The sequence below is a fragment of the Chryseobacterium daecheongense genome, assembly GCF_003729955.1.
GTDB classification, from domain to species: domain Bacteria; phylum Bacteroidota; class Bacteroidia; order Flavobacteriales; family Weeksellaceae; genus Chryseobacterium; species Chryseobacterium daecheongense.
Genome location: NZ_RJTX01000001.1, coordinates 1,659,362 through 1,677,970, shown reverse-complemented (window position 1 = coordinate 1,677,970; position 18,609 = coordinate 1,659,362). Strand labels below are relative to the sequence as shown.

At 36.1% G+C, this 18,609-nt stretch carries 9 protein-coding genes; 4 read left to right on the top strand and 5 right to left on the bottom strand.

Annotated features, from left to right (window positions below; translation table 11 throughout):
* Window positions 1-142 precede the first annotated feature (142 nt).
* Entirely contained in the window at window positions 143-1,942 is a 1,800-nt protein-coding gene (gene yidC / locus EGI05_RS07820) for a membrane protein insertase YidC (protein WP_123262459.1), read from the top strand.
* A gap of 110 nt (window positions 1,943-2,052) precedes the next feature.
* Here the strand turns inward: yidC and EGI05_RS07815 are convergent, their stop codons facing one another.
* On the bottom strand, window positions 2,053-2,637 hold the full coding sequence (locus EGI05_RS07815; RefSeq protein WP_123262458.1) for a ribonuclease HII: 585 nt from the start codon (window positions 2,635-2,637) through the stop codon (window positions 2,053-2,055).
* A gap of 133 nt (window positions 2,638-2,770) precedes the next feature.
* On the opposite strand from EGI05_RS07815, the gene EGI05_RS07810 reads away from it, so the two are divergent.
* The 3 genes from EGI05_RS07810 to argS all read left to right on the top strand — a co-directional run bounded on the left by EGI05_RS07810 (window position 2,771) and on the right by argS (window position 9,112).
* The gene (locus EGI05_RS07810) at window positions 2,771-5,794 is read left to right on the top strand and encodes a SusC/RagA family TonB-linked outer membrane protein (protein ID WP_123262457.1); all 3,024 of its coding nucleotides are present in this window, start codon (window positions 2,771-2,773) and stop codon (window positions 5,792-5,794) included.
* Between the two features lie 15 nt (window positions 5,795-5,809).
* On the top strand, window positions 5,810-7,273 hold the full coding sequence (locus EGI05_RS07805) for a SusD/RagB family nutrient-binding outer membrane lipoprotein (protein ID WP_123262456.1): 1,464 nt from the start codon (window positions 5,810-5,812) through the stop codon (window positions 7,271-7,273).
* 78 nt (window positions 7,274-7,351) lie between these two features.
* Window positions 7,352-9,112, top strand: a complete 1,761-nt coding sequence (gene argS / locus EGI05_RS07800; RefSeq protein ID WP_123262455.1) for an arginine--tRNA ligase — start codon at window positions 7,352-7,354, stop codon at window positions 9,110-9,112.
* 45 nt (window positions 9,113-9,157) lie between these two features.
* Here argS and EGI05_RS07795 read toward each other — a convergent pair whose 3' ends face one another.
* The 4 genes from EGI05_RS07795 to EGI05_RS07780 all read right to left on the bottom strand — a co-directional run bounded on the left by EGI05_RS07795 (window position 9,158) and on the right by EGI05_RS07780 (window position 18,594).
* Window positions 9,158-10,087, bottom strand: coding sequence for a YihY/virulence factor BrkB family protein (locus EGI05_RS07795; protein ID WP_123262454.1), 930 nt, complete (start codon window positions 10,085-10,087; stop codon window positions 9,158-9,160).
* A gap of 1 nt (window position 10,088) precedes the next feature.
* On the bottom strand, window positions 10,089-12,416 hold the full coding sequence (tamL, locus tag EGI05_RS07790; RefSeq protein ID WP_123262453.1) for a translocation and assembly module lipoprotein TamL: 2,328 nt from the start codon (window positions 12,414-12,416) through the stop codon (window positions 10,089-10,091).
* Complete coding sequence (locus EGI05_RS07785; RefSeq protein ID WP_123262452.1) at window positions 12,416-17,437, bottom strand: translocation/assembly module TamB domain-containing protein; 5,022 nt, start codon at window positions 17,435-17,437, stop codon at window positions 12,416-12,418. The genes tamL and EGI05_RS07785 overlap by 1 nt, the downstream gene beginning before the upstream one ends.
* Window positions 17,438-17,712: 275 nt before the next feature.
* Entirely contained in the window at window positions 17,713-18,594 is an 882-nt protein-coding gene (locus EGI05_RS07780) for a c-type cytochrome (protein ID WP_123262451.1), read from the bottom strand.
* Window positions 18,595-18,609 lie beyond the last annotated feature (15 nt).

The window sequence follows — 18,609 nt, the reverse complement described above, 5'->3', positions numbered from 1 at the left end:
TCAGGTTGATTATTATCAGCTTGAGTTTATTATTTTGTAATAGGGTAAACGATAGAGTTTTGATAAAAAAACAGTATTTTTGTCGACTCAAAAAGTACATCATTATATGTACTGATAAAAATTAAATTTTAATAAAATCAACATGCAACAGAACAACGGACTCGATAAAAGTCAAATGATTAGTTTTGCGGTTTTATGTTTGGTGCTTTTCGGCTTCATGTTTTATTTTCAGAACAAGCAGCAGAAAGAAGAAGAGCTAAAAGCTCAGCAGCAAAAAACAGAACAGGTAAAAAGTGCCGTAAAACAAACTCAGGCAAGTAATATCAATCCAAATGTAACTCCCAATGCAATTCAGGTCTCCAATCTGGCCAACAATGAATTGAAACTGGAATTTTCCAGCTTAGGAGGACAGGTTTCTAAAGTAGAGCTTTCACAATATAAAGCTTATGATCAGAAAAGTGATAAAGCAGATCTGCCTCTTTATCTGATTAATAAAAATAATTCCAACTATGGTTTTCAGTTTAAGGACAAAACTGGAAAAGTAATCAATACCAAAGACTTGGTATTCTCTCCGACTGTTAATGGGAACTCTGTGACCATGACCGCTAATTATGGAGGTGCTGTTATCCAGTTTATTTATACTTTACTTCCAAAATATACCTTAGATTTTAAAGTAAGAACACAAGGACTTGCTAAAGTGACTTCCGATACAAAAGCAGATTTTATCTGGAACTATAATGTAAGAAACTTAGAAAAAGGTAGAGCTCAGGAACAGTCTCACTCAGAATTCTCTTATGCATTCAATAATTATAAGGATTATGATTATGATGCAAGAACTACGATGGATGAGCCGGATGAAACTTTAAACTGGATCGGGGTGAAGCAGCAGTTCTTCTCTTCAATTATTGAAGCTAAGACCGGTTTTACACAAAGCAAAGGAAACCAGGAAAATGTAGAAGAAGGAGAATATCTGAAGAAATTCAACTATGAAGGTTTTGTGCAGATGGCCGGAAATGAATTAAACCAGGATTTCACATGGTATTTTATGCCGCTGGATTTACCTTTATTGAAATCGTATGATAAAAACTTTGATGAAATCTTACCTTTAGGTTGGTCATTCATTGGATCTATGAACCGTTGGTTCTTCATGCCGATGTATAACTTTATTTCTTCTTGGGGAGTAACAGCAGGTTGGGCTATTTTCATATTGACGATCATTGTGAAGCTTATCTTGTCACCCATTATGTATAAACAGCATAAATTGAGTGCTATGATGAGGGTGATTCGTCCTGAAATCGATGAGGTGAATGCTAAATTGAAAGATGCGGATCCAATGAAGAAACAACAGGCAACCATGGAAGTCTACAGAAAAGCCGGGGTAAATCAGATGGCGGGTTGTTTACCGGCATTGGTGCAGATCCCGATTTTCTATGCACTATTCCGTTTCTTCCCGAACTTTATAGATTTGAGAGGACAAGGTTTCTGGTTTGCAAAGGACTTAACTGCTTATGATGATTTAATTAAATTACCATTTAAAATTCCTTTCTTAGGAGATCATTTAAGTGTATTTGCCTTGGCTTGTACAATCGTGATCCTTATATATACGATCATGACCTCAGGAAACATTCAGCAGCCTCAACAAGAAGGGATGCCGAATATGAAAGTATTAATGTATATCTTCCCGATTACATTCCTATTCTTCCTGAATACATCTGCTTCTGGTTTGTCTTGGTATTATTTTGTATCGAATGCGATTAATATTTTGATTATCCTTGTTATTAAGTACTGGATTTTGGATGAGAAAAAGATTCATGCGCAAATTCAGGCTAATAAGGAAAAACCGAAAGCGGAAGGAAAGTTCCAAAAGAGAATGAGAGAAATGATGGAGAAAGCTCAGGAGCAGCAAAAGATGGCGGAACAGCAAAGAAATAAAAAGAAATAACATATCATAACAGAAAGGGAAGCAAATTATTGCTTCCCTTTTTTATTTAGATAGATTTTAAATTTCATTTGTAAACTCTGTGAAATCATAATTTACGTTCTGAAGATTTTCTAGTCATATTCAAGCCTGAAAGATCTTCTGTGATATTTGGTAGGACCATGCTTGGAAAGCGCTTCCTGATGTAGCTTAGTGGCATATCCAAAATTGGTATTCCACCCATATTGAGGAAATTCATCATGCAGCTTAATCATCAATCTGTCCCTGTAGTTTTTTGCTAAAATGGATGCGGCTGCTATAGATAAGATTTTGGAATCACCTTTTATAATACACTGATGAGGAATATAATTATAAGGATGAAATTTATTTCCGTCCACCAAAATGAGTTCAGGTCTTATCGTCAACTGATCTAATGCTCGATGCATTGCATGTATGCTGGCATTCAATATGTTATGTTGATCTATGAACTCTGCCGGAAGTTCTGCGATAGCATAGCTTTTAACATTATCTTTAATATAATCATCCAGTTGCATGCGGGTCCGGAAATTTAACTTTTTAGAATCGTTAACTAAACTTTGCTTAAAATTATCATCTAAAATAACAGCTGCAGCAACAACAGGGCCACTTAAACAGCCTCTTCCTACCTCATCACACCCCGCTTCGATGTAATTATCCGTCCATTTCTTTAGCAAATCCATAAATTTTAACAATTTCCCTCATGCAAAATTAACAATAATTCAACAATTATGGAAAAAATAATAATTTTTTAGGTTTTTGTTTTGTGTTTTTAAGAAAGTTTTACAAATTTGTACAAGCAAAAATTAATTTGATATGAAGAAACTAACAGCAGGTGTGCTTACGTTAGTACTATCTTCGTCTTTAGTTGTGGCCAATGCCCAACAAACGAAGAATGATTCCGTAAAAACACAGGACATTGAAGGTGTAGTCGTTACTGCACTCGGTATTAAAAGAGAGAAAAAATCGCTAGGTTACTCATCACAAACGTTAGATGCAGAAAAAGTTAACGCAGTTCCTACCAATAACTTTATCAATAACTTGTCTGGTAAAGTTGCAGGTATGGAAATCAAGAATAACGGAAACTTTGGTGGTTCCAGTAATATTGTATTGAGAGGTACAAAGAGTATTACAGGAGATAACCAGGCATTGATAGTATTAGATGGTGTACCAATCATCAGTGGTAATCTAAACTCTAGTGATGCTTCAAGAGGACGTGATGGATTTGACTTTGGTAATGCCACAGCCGATATTGACCCAAATAACATTGAATCAATAAATGTACTTAAAGGTGCAGCAGCTACGGCTTTATATGGAAGTATGGCGGCTAATGGGGCTGTAATCATTACAACAAAAAAAGGGAAAAGGAATAAGTCATTAGGTCTTAGTATAAGCTCAACTGTTTCAGTTGGGGAAATGGATAAAAAAACCTTCCCTAAATACCAAAAGCTCTATGGTGGTGGATATAGTGGAGAAGATAGTTTCTTTCATGAAGATGTAAATGGAGATGGAATTATTGATATTTTGGCCCCAACAGGAGATGATGCTTCATATGGTCCAAGGTATGACCCAAATCTATTAGTTTATCAATGGGATTCATTTGTACCTGGAGATCCTAATTATGGTAAACCAACTCCTTGGGTAGCTGCTAAAAATGACCCTAGTAAATTCTTCCAAAAATCGCTTTCATTTGTTAACAGTTTTAACTTAAATGGAGGGGATGAATTAAATACCTATAACTTAACTTTTACTAATAATTACGAAACAGGTATTCTGCCAAACAGTAGATTAAATAAAAATATGTTCAGTGGTAACTACAGCAGAAAATTTTCTGATAAGTTCACTGCTCGTACTTTTTTAACATTTAATGATCAGACAACTATTGGTAGAAACTCTGTTGGATATGGAGATAATATCCTTACTGGTTTTAGACAATGGTGGCCTCTTAACGTAGATATTCGTCAATTAAGAGATACATACTTCAGAACCAAACAAAACTATACTTGGAATATGAATGCTCCACTTGATGGAGATTTATCTGCTGCCTTCTGGAATAACCCATACTGGGACAGATATGAAAATTATTCTTCAGATGATAAAACAAGAATCATTGCTGGTGCAGAATTATCTTACGATGTTACCAGTAAGTTCAATATTTTAGCTAGAGGTACAATAGATTATACTAACAGTAAGCAGGAAATTAGAAAAGCTGTGGGTAGCCACGCTGAAGAGTTCGGGTTATCACAAGCTGATGAAACTTCCGGATACTGGGTATTTGATGATACGATTATGAGACAAACATATGACTTAATCGGTCGATATACCTGGAATATATCTGATAAGATGAATGCATTGTTTGTGGCTGGAGGACAATTTATGGATCAACACTCAAGAGGGATTGAGAATTCAACTACTGGAGGATTGATTATTCCTGGATTGTATTCGATTGCTAATTCCAGATCGTATTATCCACCTATTGAAACGAATATCAGGGGGCAAAAAGCAGGTCTTTATGCACAAGGATCTTTTGATTATGATAAGTTTTTATTCTTAGAAGGTACTATTCGTAACGATACATCAACTGCATTGCCAAAATCAAATAGAAACTATACTTACTACTCTTTAGGGTCGAGTTTTGTTTTTTCCGAATTGGTTAAAGCTAGTTGGCTAAATTTTGGTAAAGTTAGATTAAGCTATGCAGAAGTAGGTAATGATATGCCTTTTGGTAAACCAGGGTCTATGACTAATAGAGGGACTGTAAACGGAATGCCTATGGTTGATATCAATAATACCTATGTGGATTTCGAAAACTTAAAACCAGAAAGACAAAAAAGCTGGGAAGTTGGTTTGGAAACTTCAATGTTTAAAAGAAGAGTGTCTTTAGATGTGTCACTATATAAGACAAATACTCAGGATCTATTATTCAGTGTACCACAATCACCTTCATCAACTTATAGCTTTTCTTTGATTAATGCAGGAGAAACTGAAAATAAAGGTATCGAAGTTGCTCTAGGACTGGTTCCACTAAAGAGTAAAGATTTCCAATGGGATATTAATGTAAACTGGGCTAAAAATAAGAACGTAGTTAAGGCTCTGAGACAAGGTAGAGATAATTTACAATTGGCAAGCTTCCAGGAAACAACTCTTAATGCTACTGTAGGTGAAGCTTATGGAACATTCAGAGGAACTGGATTTGTTTATGATGCAAACGGGAATAAAGTTGTTGATGAAGATGGTCATTATCTAGTAGCTACTGATAAAGTTTTAGGCAACATTCAACCTGATTGGATAGGAGGTGTCTATAACACCTTTAGATATAAAAACTTCTCATTAGGTTTCTTAATAGATGTAAGAAAAGGAGGTAGTGTATACTCTCTTGACCAATCTTATGGAGGTCTTACAGGTATTTATGCATATAGCGCAGGGCTGAATGATTTAGGAAATCCTATCAGAAATACACTGGATAATGGAGGAGGTGTTATTTTACCTGGTGTAAAACAAGACGGAACTCCTAATGATATTAGAATTGATGCTTCTTTTGCAGGAGGTGCATTCGGAACAGACGCAGGTATACCTCAGGAAGCATTCATTTATGATGCATCTTATGTGAAATTACGTGAAGCTAAAATTTCTTATAGTCTACCGTCTGATTTACTGAGAAATACATTTATTAAAGGGATGACCTTCAGCTTGCTTGGTCAAAACTTATGGATTATCCATAAAAATCTTCCAGATGCAGACCCTGAAGCGGGAACATCTTCTGGAAACGTTCAAGGATTCCAGTCTGGGGTTATGCCAACTACCCGTATTTACTCATTTAATGTTAAATTAGACTTCTAATCAAATCGAATTACAATGAAAAAGATATTTTCAATACTAACTATAGGTTCTCTGGCAATGCTTACGAGTTGCGTCAATGGAGACGAAGATTTTAACAATAACCAAAGTCAGCCTTATGAAGTGCCGGCAGAGCTCCTTTTCACAAATGCTCAAAAGGAACTTATGGATCAAATGGAAACTCCAAGTGTGAACTTAAATGTTTTCAGATTTTTTCAGCATTATTTAGCTACAACAATCTATAGAAATGATGCTCGTTTCAACTTTACAGGAACCAGAAAAGTTCCGGATAATATGTGGCTTGCATTATATACGGATGTAATAGGTAATCTTAAAAAGTCAAAAGAAGTAATTGCTAAGGAAGCTAAACCAACTGCATTAAGTCAGGCTGCATGGGATAAGCAACAAGCCAATAAATTGGCCATTGTTAATCTGATGGAAATTTATACTTATCAAGTTTTAGTGGATAGCTTTGGGAATGTACCATATTCTGAAGCAGCAAAGCCTGAGTCTATTGTTTTACCTAAATATGATGATGCTAAAACTATTTATACTGATTTAATTGCCAGACTGAACTCAGTTACATCAACATTAGATTCAGCATACCCTAGTTTCGAAACGGGGGATAATATTTATAATGGCAATGTGGGAGATTGGATTACTTTCGCAAATAGCTTAAAGCTTAAGATAGGAATCAACCTTGCGGATGTAGACCCTACATTGGCAAAACAAACGGTTGAATCAGCAGCAGCAGCGGGTGTAATGACTACTAATTCTTCGAATTCATTATTTAAGTATGATGCAACTTCTCCAAACTTTAACCGTATGTATGCGGAAGTTATTGCAAGTAATAGAAATGATTTTGTTGCTGAAGAAGGAATTGTTAATGCAATGAATACTTTAAATGACCCGAGAAGAGAGCATTACTTTACTGAAGTTTCAGGAGGTGGTTTTGTTGGAGGAACAGTGGGCTTAACAAATGCTTACGGATCAAAATCTCATATTGGAGAAAGTTTACTAGCTCCAAATAAGCCAGGGATTTTATTTGATGCGGCAGAAGTTAACTTCTATTTAGCAGAAGCTGCTTCAAGAGGCTATAATGTTGGAGGTACTGCGGCAAGTTTTTATAATGCTGCAATTACTGAATCAATGGCCCAATGGGGAGTTACTGGTGCTGCAGTTGTTACTTATTTAGCAAATCCTAGTGTAGTTTATTCTGCTGCAAACTGGAAGCAAAGAATTGGACAACAGGCTTGGATCGCTATGTATAACAGAGGATTTGAATCATGGAACTTCTACAGAAGGTTAGATAATCCTGTATTAACTGCTCCAAATGCGGTACCTGCAGCAGAAGGAAAAGTTCCTACGAGATTAACATATCCAATTAATGAACAAACTGTAAATGGCTCTAACTGGACTGCTGCATCAACAGCTATTGGTGGAGATAAACTTACAACAAAAGTATTTTGGGATATTAACTAATATTGTTATCACTTATAAATGTAAACCGCCTTCGGGCGGTTTTTTTATTTCCGTATATTTGTATTTCAAAATTTTGAGATGAATATTAAAGATATTATAGAAGAAAAACTTTCGTTAATTATTTTAAATGTATACCAATTAAAAGATATTAAGTTGGAAGTACAGGAGAATAAAACCGAATTTGAGGGAGATTTCACAATCGTAACTTTTCCACTGGTAAAACAATTGAAAAAAAATCCTGAAAGCATTGGGATTGAATTAGGTGAATCTTTGACGGCTCAAACCGATTTGGTGGAAAGCTTCAATGTGGTAAAAGGTTTCCTGAATATTAAAATTAATAACCAGTTTTTCGTAGATAACTTCAGATCATTAAATGAGAGTTTTTCAAAAATTGAAAAGAAAAATTCAACTGTAATGGTGGAATATTCTTCTCCGAATACCAATAAACCATTGCATTTAGGACATATCAGAAACAACCTGTTAGGATTTTCTGTAGCCCAGATTTTGAAAGAAGCAGGATATGATGTGATTAAGACCCAAATTATTAATGACCGGGGAATTCATATCTGTAAATCAATGCTGGCTTGGGAAAAATTTGGAAACGGAGAAACTCCTGAAACTACCCATACCAAAGGAGATAAGTTTGTCGGAAACTACTATGTAGAATTTGATAAGAACTACAAAAAAGAAATTTCTGAACTGGTACAGCAGGGAGTTACAGAAGAACAAGCAAAAAAAGATGCTCCGGTGATGAAGGAAGCTCAGAAAATGCTTTTAGACTGGGAAAGTGGAGACGAAAAAGTGAGAAACCTTTGGAGTGAAATGAATTCATGGGTATATAAAGGCTTCAATGAAACCTATAAAAGACTGGGAGTAGATTTTGACCAGGTTCAATATGAAAGCAATACCTATTTATTAGGAAAAGACCTTATTCAGGAAGGATTGGATAAAGGAGTTCTATATCAAAAAGAAGATGGATCAGTTTGGTGCGATTTAACGGATGAAGGTCTTGATCAGAAACTTTTATTGCGTTCAGACGGAACTTCCGTATATATGACCCAGGATTTGGGAACGGCTGTAGAGCGTTTTAAAGATAATGATATTCAAAAGCTGATCTACACTGTAGGAAACGAGCAGGACTATCACTTCCAGGTTTTATTTAAAATTTTGAAAAAACTGGGATATTCTTGGGCGGATCAATTGTTCCATCTATCATATGGTATGGTGGAATTACCTGAAGGAAAAATGAAATCCCGTGAAGGGACTGTAGTGGATGCAGATGATCTGATGCAGGAAATGTATGAAACAGCGAAAGCAAAAGCTCAGGAACTAGGTAAGTTGGAAGGACTTTCAGAAGAAGAAAAAGAAATGTCTTATGAAATAATAGGTTTGGCGGCATTAAAATATTTCATGCTGAAAGTAGATCCTAAGAAGAAAATGCTCTTTAATCCTGCGGAAAGCATTGAGTTTAACGGAAATACAGGACCTTTCATTCTATATACTTATGCCCGTATTCAGTCTTTGAAAGGAAAAGCAAACTTCGAATACAAAGAAGTTTCAAATGTAGCCTTAAATGAATTTGAAAAAGAATTGATCACGTTATTAACAAACTACAGATTAGTAGTGGAGAAAGCTGCAGAATCTTTGAGTCCGGCTTTGATCGCTAACTATGTGTATGATCTGGTTAAATCATATAACTCTTTCTATCAGAGTAATCCTATTCTGAAACTTGAGGACGAAAATCTGAAACAATTCCGATTAAATCTGTCGGATCTAACCGGGAAAACAATAAAAAAATCTCTGGAATTACTGGGAATAGGAACCGTAAACAGAATGTAAAAATAGAACCTCCTGAATTCAGGAGGCTTTTTTTATTCAAATCATTTATGATTGTGGGGTTGGATTTTTATGACTTTCGGCGTACAATTTTGCCTTACTCCATTTGGCATGTTTAGAAGGAATGATCTTATATCCCTTTCTATAAGTATAAATCTTAGTAAACTCTGCACCAAAAAATACCAGCATACAGGAATAATTGATCCACATCATGATCAGGATTACAGTTCCGGCTGCTCCAAAAGGAGAAGTAGGTTTGAACTGTCCGAAATAAAGACTTAGTAAAAATTTACCCAATGTAAATAATAAAGTAGTCAGGAAGGCTCCTCTCCATACAGGTTTCCAGTTCATTTTAACGTCCGGAAGAACTTTAAACATCAGGGCAAATAACAACATGACAACACCAAAGCCTATAATGAAATTGATGGTCTCAACAAACATATACGTTTCAAAGCCGAAATAATTGGTAATCCAGTTATTGAATAAACTGATGAACGAAGATAAGATCATGGTAATCATTAATAGAAACCCAAGAATCAATATCATTCCCAGAGAATTGGCCCTATCCAGGAGAAATTTCACGAATGCTTTTTTCGGGGCAGATTCTACATCCCAAAGCGCATTTAGAGAATGCTGCAACTGAAAAAACAGAGTAGTGGAACCGAAAACAAGAGAGCCTATTCCCACGATTTTCATAAAAACATTCTCTTTATCAATCAAAGCTCCTGCGATCATATTTTCTATACTTTTGGCTGCATCCGCTCCCATAATTCCACTGATCTGATTGCTGATTTCTCCCCGTATTGCCTCTTCACCGAAAAAGTATCCGGCAATCCATATAATGATGATTAAAAGACCGGGAATAGAAAATATAGCATAATAAGCCAAGCTCGCCGAATCTCTTGATGCATAAGAATCATTCCATTCAGTGAAGGTATCTTTTAAAATTTCCCAGAAAAATTTGGCTCTGCTGATCATGTTAGAAAGGATATCCGATTGCAATATTCAAAATAAGATTGTCTTTTCTCCAGCTGCTGTCTCCGAAATTAATCTTATCAAAAGTCCATCTGTTTCCTTTTTCATAATAAGGAACTCTCAAAGGCATAGCTAAATCCAGTCTCAGAATTAAGATCGAGAAATCCAATCGTAATCCTACTCCTGCACCCACCGCAATTTCACTTAAAAAGTTTTTGGAGAATTTTCCGCCAGGCCTTTCCGGATCTTCATTGACCAGCCAGATATTTCCGGCATCTGCAAAAACGGCAACATTTAAAAATTTATAAAGATTAGCACGGTATTCTGCATTCAATTCTAATTTAATATCTCCTGCCTGATCAAAGAAAACACCATCCGGTTGGGTTCTCGGGTCATAACTTCCGGGTCCTAATGTTCTTGCACGGAAAGCACGGATGCTATTGCTTCCTCCCGCAAAAAACTGTCTTGAGAACGGAATGTATTCTGAGTTTCCATAAGGATAAGCAACGCCTGCAATGAATCTTGAGGCAAAAGAAGTTTTTTCAGCAAACTTATGATAGAATCTGAAATCATTTTCAATTTTAGCATACTGGCTGAAAGGAATATCAAAGATTTCTTTTTGTTTATCTTTTTTTACATTGGCGCCGGTAAGTAAACCGGTAAGATTTCCGGCTAAATCAAGCATACCACGATAATACACTGTATTGGTTTTCTGCATCATGGTATTGGTGTAGGTATAAGTGTAAATAGGCCCGAAAATAAGCTGTCTTTCAACTACTCTTCGTAAAGCGGAGCTGTTTTGAGACAGAGAATCATATTTTGGAGTTACATTGGCAGGAGAAACCAGGGTAACATCAAATATCTTTAAATCATGCTCCTTTCTCGCATTTTCTTTCCATACATACCCAAACGAAGCATTGAAATTATTAAGCGTATAATATTGTGTACGGTTCTGGAATTCATATCCTAAACTGATATTAGTCCTTGGAACAAAAGCACTGGAAGAGTGGAAACGGAAAGGTGCCACAATCCTTGGAATGGAAAGCTGTGCATTGGCTCCCGCACGGAAAATATTATTCGCATCTTTTGGTCCTCCGATTTGCACATCAAAAGCCCCATAAACAGAAGCTTTGAATTGTTCCGCCCCACGGAAGAAATTTCTGTGGGTCCAGTTCAGATTAAGTTCACTGCCTGCGTAATTGGCAGAATTGGTTCTTCCCAATGCTTCAAGACGAAGTGATTGCAGTTTTCTTGGGGTCAGCAAATAGTAAGTGTCAAATTTATGGTTCAAAGAATCGGAGACAATAAATTCATTTTTTACGAATTTAAAAACCCCTAAACTGATCAGACGGTTCAGGGTAAGATTGTGATCAGCACGGTTGTATAAATCTCCCCGCTCAAAATACAGTGCCCTGTCGAAAATTTTAGGTTTGAATGTATGCTTGGGATCAATCACATAGATATCATTATAAGCATACCTAGAAAGAGAATCCGTATTCATGGGAATGCTGTATTTTCCATCTTTTACATCCTGAATATTGTAATTGGGAAATACAATCACCTTATCAATGCTAAATTGTTGTTTGGCCAGATTCGGAGTGTCATCCTTTAATTTTACATTAAGTTCAACCTTGTGGTTTTTACTTACGGTACTGTCAGCCTGAACAATAATATTGTCCGGATGGAAATAATAGAATCCTTTTTCTTTCAATCCGTTATCAATTCTTTCTCTTTCAGCTTTGATCACGTCCAGGTCAAAAGGTTTTCCGGGTTTCAGTAATGTCTTATCGGTAATATTTTGAATTTCCAGATTAACAAGTGTAGAATCTCGTTGAAATTTTACATTACTGATCAAATATCTTGCACCGGGTCTTACCGTGTAAATAACTTTTGCCTTTTTATTTTTGGAAACAGTGTCATACGTAGCCCTTGCATTGAAATAACCCTTATTTTCTGAATAATTTTCAATGATATCTTTATTGAATTCCCTGTCTACATCTCCTAATAATACAGGTTTTTCACCTACTTTATATTTCAGCCAGTAACGGAATCCTTTTTCCTTTTCAGGTTCTTTGGTGATATTATAAAAATATAATCTCGGACGTAATCCCAGAAATGAAGAGTTGGGTTTGGGGGTAAGATTGTCTTCCAGTGCCATCTTCAGATCTTTCTTTTCCTTCTTTGAAATCGTATCATTTTCAATCTTTACATCAGCGCCGGTATACAACATCTGGCCTTCTTTCAGAAACCTGGTGTTGCTGCATGAAAATACTGTTAAGGCAAATCCCGAAACAAATAGATACTTAAGACAGGTGTGCAATGTACTTTTCATTATTTAAACTCTACTACTTGATTCGTTTTATTTTCTTTGACTTTATTTTTTCTGGATTTTTGAAAAATCTCCCGGAATTTATCATAATCCAATGTAATGATAAACCCGACTCCTGTTTCTACAATCTGCCCCTGAAGAGCCACCTGATATTCATTCTTACGGTAGGCACGCAGCATATACCTTCCGTCTTTGGAAAGACTGTAGTCTACGGTAACATCACCTGCAATATTTGTCATATTTTCATTCTGCCTTGCATCGCCTTCCAGTCCGAAATTACTTCCCACCGAAACTTTTAAACGGTCATTCAGCAGCTTTTTGCTGATATCTACATTCAGGTCGGTTCTTGTATTTTTTTCTCCTGAAGAATAGTCTTCGGAAGATTCAAGGTCAAAATTCAAATCCACTCCTTTGATTAATCCGGACGCAAGATTATTCAATTGTTGAGAAAGAATTTTACTTACACTTTGTCTGGCCATGGATTCAGCAGACAATCCGGCACCGCTTTGGAAAGGATTTTCCCCCACGAAACGGTTCAATAGTAACAGTGCAAAAACCTGTTTGTTCATTTCAGACTCTTCTGTTCTTAATTGGGCTAGCTTAGCATTTACGTTATCTGTTACAGAAGATGCCACTGCATTATTTTCTTCTTCCGTTGTAATATCAAAGGTGATCTGAGGCTTTAAAAGTTCTCCTTTCATTTTAAGCAACGTATTGAAAGGAATTCTTTGCTTATACATATTCATATCGGAAGCAGACATGCCGCTTAGTTGCTGCTCCAGCAAATCTATTGGCGGGGCTTCTGTTTTATATACGGCGGTGATATCCAGATTGGCAGCAGTAGGTTCACCGGTCCATGTAATGGTACTTCCTTTTTGGATATCAAACTTACGTTTCAGTACACTTACAGTGAGTTCATAAGAACCTTTTTCCACTTCATAGACTCCTACCAAAGTTGTTTTTCCTGATGGATCAATGCCACCTGTTAATTGAGCTTCACCCTGAAGTTTAACAAAATCTCCGTTTACTTTATCAATAAGAATAGACAATTGGGCTTCTTTATGAATTTCTATATTTACATTTACATCCATACCTCTGATGCGGCTGTCTGTATTCAGGGAATCTGCTTTAATGGTCTTATTCAGGACCACCTGATCTTGGTCAATGAATTCCACGATGCCTTCTCTTTCCTGTACAGAAGGAGTGGATTGAGGAAGAACGAAAGTAAAGTCTGTATTGTCTGCAACGGTTAATCTTCCGTCAACTTTTGGTAAATCTAAATTTCCGCGAACATGCAGATTCGCATCAATGGCAAGAGTTCCATACATAATGGCCTCATTCGATTTCTCAGAGTTTACTACTTTGAAATCTTTGGCATTCACATCAAAATTGAAAGCAAAATCTCTGTAGTTTTGAGTAAGGATTTCTCCGTTCAGCGCAAGAGAATTTCCATCTTTATCTTTTATTTTGAATTGATTGAAGGCAATTCCACGGTTGGTAAAATCAATTTCATCATTAATATTTCTGAAATCACTTCCCGTCTGTGAAATCATCAGTCCAGCATTATTAAATTTTACTTTTCCTAAAATATTAGGTTTTTCGGTACTCCCCGTGATCTTCAGGTCTCCTGAAAGATAGCCTTCTGCATTTGTGATCGCATTCATTGTGAATCCTTGAATACTCTTCATCTGAAGTTGATTGATATCCATATTCATATCAAACGTGCTTGAAGAGGTATTATAATCACCAAGGATTTTTACATCATTATTATTTCCGGAAAGGGCAATGTCAGCATTAAGAACGCTGGCTGAGCTGCTGTTTACTTTTACATCCAGATTTCCTACTGGACTTCCGTATACGATAAGATCAGAAATATTCAGATCAGAAGTGAAAGTCATATTTTTGGTGACGTTTCTAAGCTGTGCTGTTCCGTTGATGGTTCCTTTTGCCAATAGGGAGTCCTTTTTAATGATTTCCGTAATGGTTTCTATTTTAAAATCTTTCAACGAAATATTTAAAGGACTGGAGGGTGAATTGGTTTCCGATTGCAGCAGAATTTCACTTCCTGCATTGGAAAGCCTGAAATTATCAGCTACAATTCCACTGCTGCTGATCTGTATTTTATTGTTTTCAGCCACAGTCCAGTCATTATAATTAAGCTTTAAACCATTTGGATTCAATGAAATTTCCGTAACATCATTCAAAGACTTTGCATTTCCTGCAATTAAGAAACGGGTTGTATTTTTTTCGTCTTTGGTAGTGATGTTATAATTGATGATATTGTTGGCAATGTCTCCGTTGATATTCACTTTATTTAAGGCAAAGCTTTCACTTTTTAAGGAAGCAACATCCAGATTATACTGTAAAGCCTGATTTTCATTAGTTATTTTCAATGAAGCATTTTCAATGGAATTTTCACCATATAAAACCTGCGGAATTTGTCCGTCTATTTCGATTTTTTGAGTGTCTGCATCATAATTTCCAACGATATTAATTGTTTCAAAGCTTTTCAGATCAGGAACAAATTTTCTGATGAGATCATCGTTTTTAATCTTCGCATTAAAGGTAAAATATTGCCCGGCTTCAATCTTTTGAGTTTTATCTGGCTTCTGGAACTGGTAATACTGGTTGATTGTCTGCTGTAATGATCCGAAAATCTGGGTAAGCCTGTATTTACCTTTCAGTTCTACATCTGCAATCTGGGAATTCAGATTGATTTTAGTTGAATCTGATGTGGAAACTGTTTTTATATTGATTTCCTGAATTGGATAGACTTCTTTGGTATCGGACATGGCAAAATCCTGAAGATTGAGATATCCATTCAAGTGATCTGGATCCAAATTGGTGAAATCCCCGTCAATTTTTCCTGCAATGATCATCGGTTTTTCATAAAAACCAAGCTTATTCAGATCAAGTTTGTTGATATTCCCATTTACTTTTACCATTGGATTTTTTTCGTCATACACTCCGGAAGCAGTTAATTGCAAATTGGCATTCGGATCTTTTGAATTCAATACAATATCATAGGCACCACGATTGATCTTGCCTGTTAAATTCATATTCTGATAGCGATAGCCTTTATAGCCCGCAGAGCTTACATATCCTTTCAGGTTTGCTTTAGCATTCTTGAAATCAAAGCTTTCCCCTTTGGCGGAAATTTGTGCAGTAATAGCTCCTAAATCTTTATTCTGGATGATTTTACCGATCTGCAAATTCTGAAGGTTGGCTTTTACGTCATATAATTCATGATTTTTTCTTCTCATGTCTACCTGAGCAATAATTCCGGCATTTCCAAGAGTTGAGGTAAGGCTCAGATTGGTATTTACCACTTCTGTAGTTCCTTTTGCTGTACCTTTTATACTGAAATAGGAGGGAAGAGAGATATTAGAAGGAATCGTATTTTTAGGGACCAGATTGAAAATTGTTTTTCCTGATGACGACAGTTCCCCGATACGAAGATCATAATATAAATTCTCAGGATTCATCATATTTCTGATCCTTCCGGCCGCAGAAACTTTCAATTGATCTAGACCTGATAATTTTAAATCTTTGATCATCATATCATTTACTGTTCCGTTGACCAAGGCATTCACATTTACTATAGCATTTGGATATTTGCTGAAAGGAACTGTATTTCTTAAAGTAGGAACAATATTCAGGATATCAGAAAATCCGATTTTGGAATTGCGGATGCTGGCTGAAATTTTTAAAGCTCCCGGATTGGCGGTTAACTGTTCAATGGAATTATAATTCAATATGATCTCATCCCGTAAAACAGTTTTAGGTGTTTGAAGATACAGGTCTTTCAGGTAAGCCTGTTTCTCCTCATACACAAAATCGGTATTGAATTTCTGGATATTCAAACCACGGGATTCCTGGATCTCCGCAGAATTTACTGTTCCTGCGAAGGTATTGTTTTCCATTCTGAAATTTCTGATTTCCAAATTCGTTTTGGAGAAATTCAGATGGTTAAAATCCATACCTGATTTGGTAGGTGCTATTGCGGTATTATTATAAGCCACTTTTACATCATTCAGAAGAAGCTTGCCCAAGAGCAATTGAAGAGCTTTTTCTTTTTCCGTTTTTGTAGATGGCTGTTTTGAATTTTTCGGATTGGCATTTGCGGCAGGTAGATAAAGATTAGCATTAATATCCGCACCGGAAAGGATAACATTAGCAATACTGTAAGAATTGTTTTCAAGGTCAAGTTTATTAACCCGGGTACTTAATTCTTTAAACAGAACTTTGGCGAAGGTTTTGGTATTATCATCGCCATAATCAATATCAAAATTTGTGAATTTTACTCCCTTTAAACCAATTTTCATAGATTTTTTCTGATTGAGGGAATCTACTTTTTCTTCTACGTTTTCAGAAACTTCCTCTACCAAGTCTTGTTTTAACTTTAGCTTTAAGCCATCAAGATTGATGTCATTGAAAGCATAGGTGTTTTTATCCAGATCAAAAGTCCGTACTCTCGTATCAAACGATCTGAAATATACTGTAAGGTCATTCCTGGATTGCTGGTCATTAAACGTAACGCCAATATCTTTCAGATTGATCTTGTCAAGAGAAATAATGAACGGTTTGGATGGACTTTCTTCTGCATCTTTTGTTGCAAACGCATCAATAATGTAATCGAAATTGAATTTGCCATCCGGTTTTCTCACCACATTGGCCCGGACTCCTTCCATACTGGCAGAAGTGATATCTGCGGTGGAGTTGATCAGTTTGAGCATATGCAACCCGACATCAAGCTTCCTGACCGCTAAAAGAGTATCTTTATTCTGGCCTTCCAGATAAAGCTTTTCCATGACGAGGCTATTGGGAAATCCCACATACACTCTGTCTATACTGACTTTTGTTTTGATTTTTTTCTCAAGATAGACGACCAGCTTGTCTTTTAAAAAATTTTGGACCACCGGAAGCCTTAAGCTGAAAATAAGCAGAGTAAGTAAAACGAATATCGAAATAATCGTTATCAGAATACCCCTAAGAATTTTTCTTTTGTTTATTTTCAGTTTCAAATTTTCGGGTTTTAAACAAAGATAACAAATGAAGTTTCAAATGTTATCGCTTGTGGTATCCTAATTTGAATACAAAAATCCTGCCTTGGCTGCCTATTATGGAATTTAGTTTAGTCTAGTCAAGTGAATTAGTTGATGAGACAGCCAAAGCTAGGATTTATTTTTAAAAGCCCCCTTTAATCATTTTATGTATTGAAAAGGTTTTGCAAAAAATGAAAATTCAAATGTTAGTTAGGGGGCATGGCATGTATATAATTGAGTGTTTTTATCAGTTACTATTCATTTTCCCATTTGGCCTGTTCTCCCTGTGGGGCAGCACCTCCCTGTGCTTCGGTTACAGGCGCAGTTTCCTGGTTGATATGGTAAACGTAAGCAGCAATTTTCTCAGCATCTCTTCCTGTTATGGTTCCTTCCTTGATGAAAGGTCTCATCGTTGGGTTATTGGGAGACCCATTCTCCAGCATCCAGAATACATTTTTGAAAAGAGTTTTTTCTTTGATGTTGATCCAGTGTTTATCAGTAAGGTTAGGACCGATTCCTCCTTTTCCTCCATCAGAATGACAGGTTACACAATTGGTTTTAAAAAGCTGTTCTCCTTCTGCAACATTATCAGCACTGTATTTTGCGGTTTCCAGATTAACGGGAGGTGCATTTTTTTCAAATTCTGCTATGGAAGCCATCATGGTCTTGGTTTCCGACACATATTCCGAATCTGGATGTGCATAATCCGTAAAGGCAAATGCAATCATATAAACCGCACAGAATATACATCCGAACCAGAATAGTCCTATCCACCATTTTGGAAGTGAATTGTCAAGTTCTGTAATTCCATCGAAACCATGATCGATAAGAATATCCTTTTCTTCAGATTGTGACTGTTTTTTAAAGGCAGAATTCCATAGCTTTTGAAAGTAAGATGTTTTTTTATCTTCCAGGTATAGCTTTTTTTCTTCCTCCGTTAATCTGCTGAAATTTTCATTTTCAATCAAATCTCCAATGGAATTCAGGATGAAAAGAAGAATAATGGTAATGATAAGCAATACCCAAAAATAAGGGGAAGAAAAATAATTTCCGTCCTGGCTGAACATTTCAAATGCCATAATGGTTAAACCTACGGTTACCGCAATATATATGGAAATGGGAGTTCTCGTTTTCATTGCTCTTTTATTTGG

Coding starts and splice junctions, on each gene's coding strand:
- yidC (WP_123262459.1), top strand. CDS start 143: ATGCAACAGAACAACGGACTCGATAAAAGTCAAATGATTAGTTTTGCG.
- EGI05_RS07815 (WP_123262458.1), bottom strand. CDS start 2,637: ATGGATTTGCTAAAGAAATGGACGGATAATTACATCGAAGCGGGGTGT.
- EGI05_RS07810 (WP_123262457.1), top strand. CDS start 2,771: ATGAAGAAACTAACAGCAGGTGTGCTTACGTTAGTACTATCTTCGTCT.
- EGI05_RS07805 (WP_123262456.1), top strand. CDS start 5,810: ATGAAAAAGATATTTTCAATACTAACTATAGGTTCTCTGGCAATGCTT.
- argS (WP_123262455.1), top strand. CDS start 7,352: ATGAATATTAAAGATATTATAGAAGAAAAACTTTCGTTAATTATTTTA.
- EGI05_RS07795 (WP_123262454.1), bottom strand. CDS start 10,087: ATGATCAGCAGAGCCAAATTTTTCTGGGAAATTTTAAAAGATACCTTC.
- tamL (WP_123262453.1), bottom strand. CDS start 12,416: ATGAAAAGTACATTGCACACCTGTCTTAAGTATCTATTTGTTTCGGGA.
- EGI05_RS07780 (WP_123262451.1), bottom strand. CDS start 18,594: ATGAAAACGAGAACTCCCATTTCCATATATATTGCGGTAACCGTAGGT.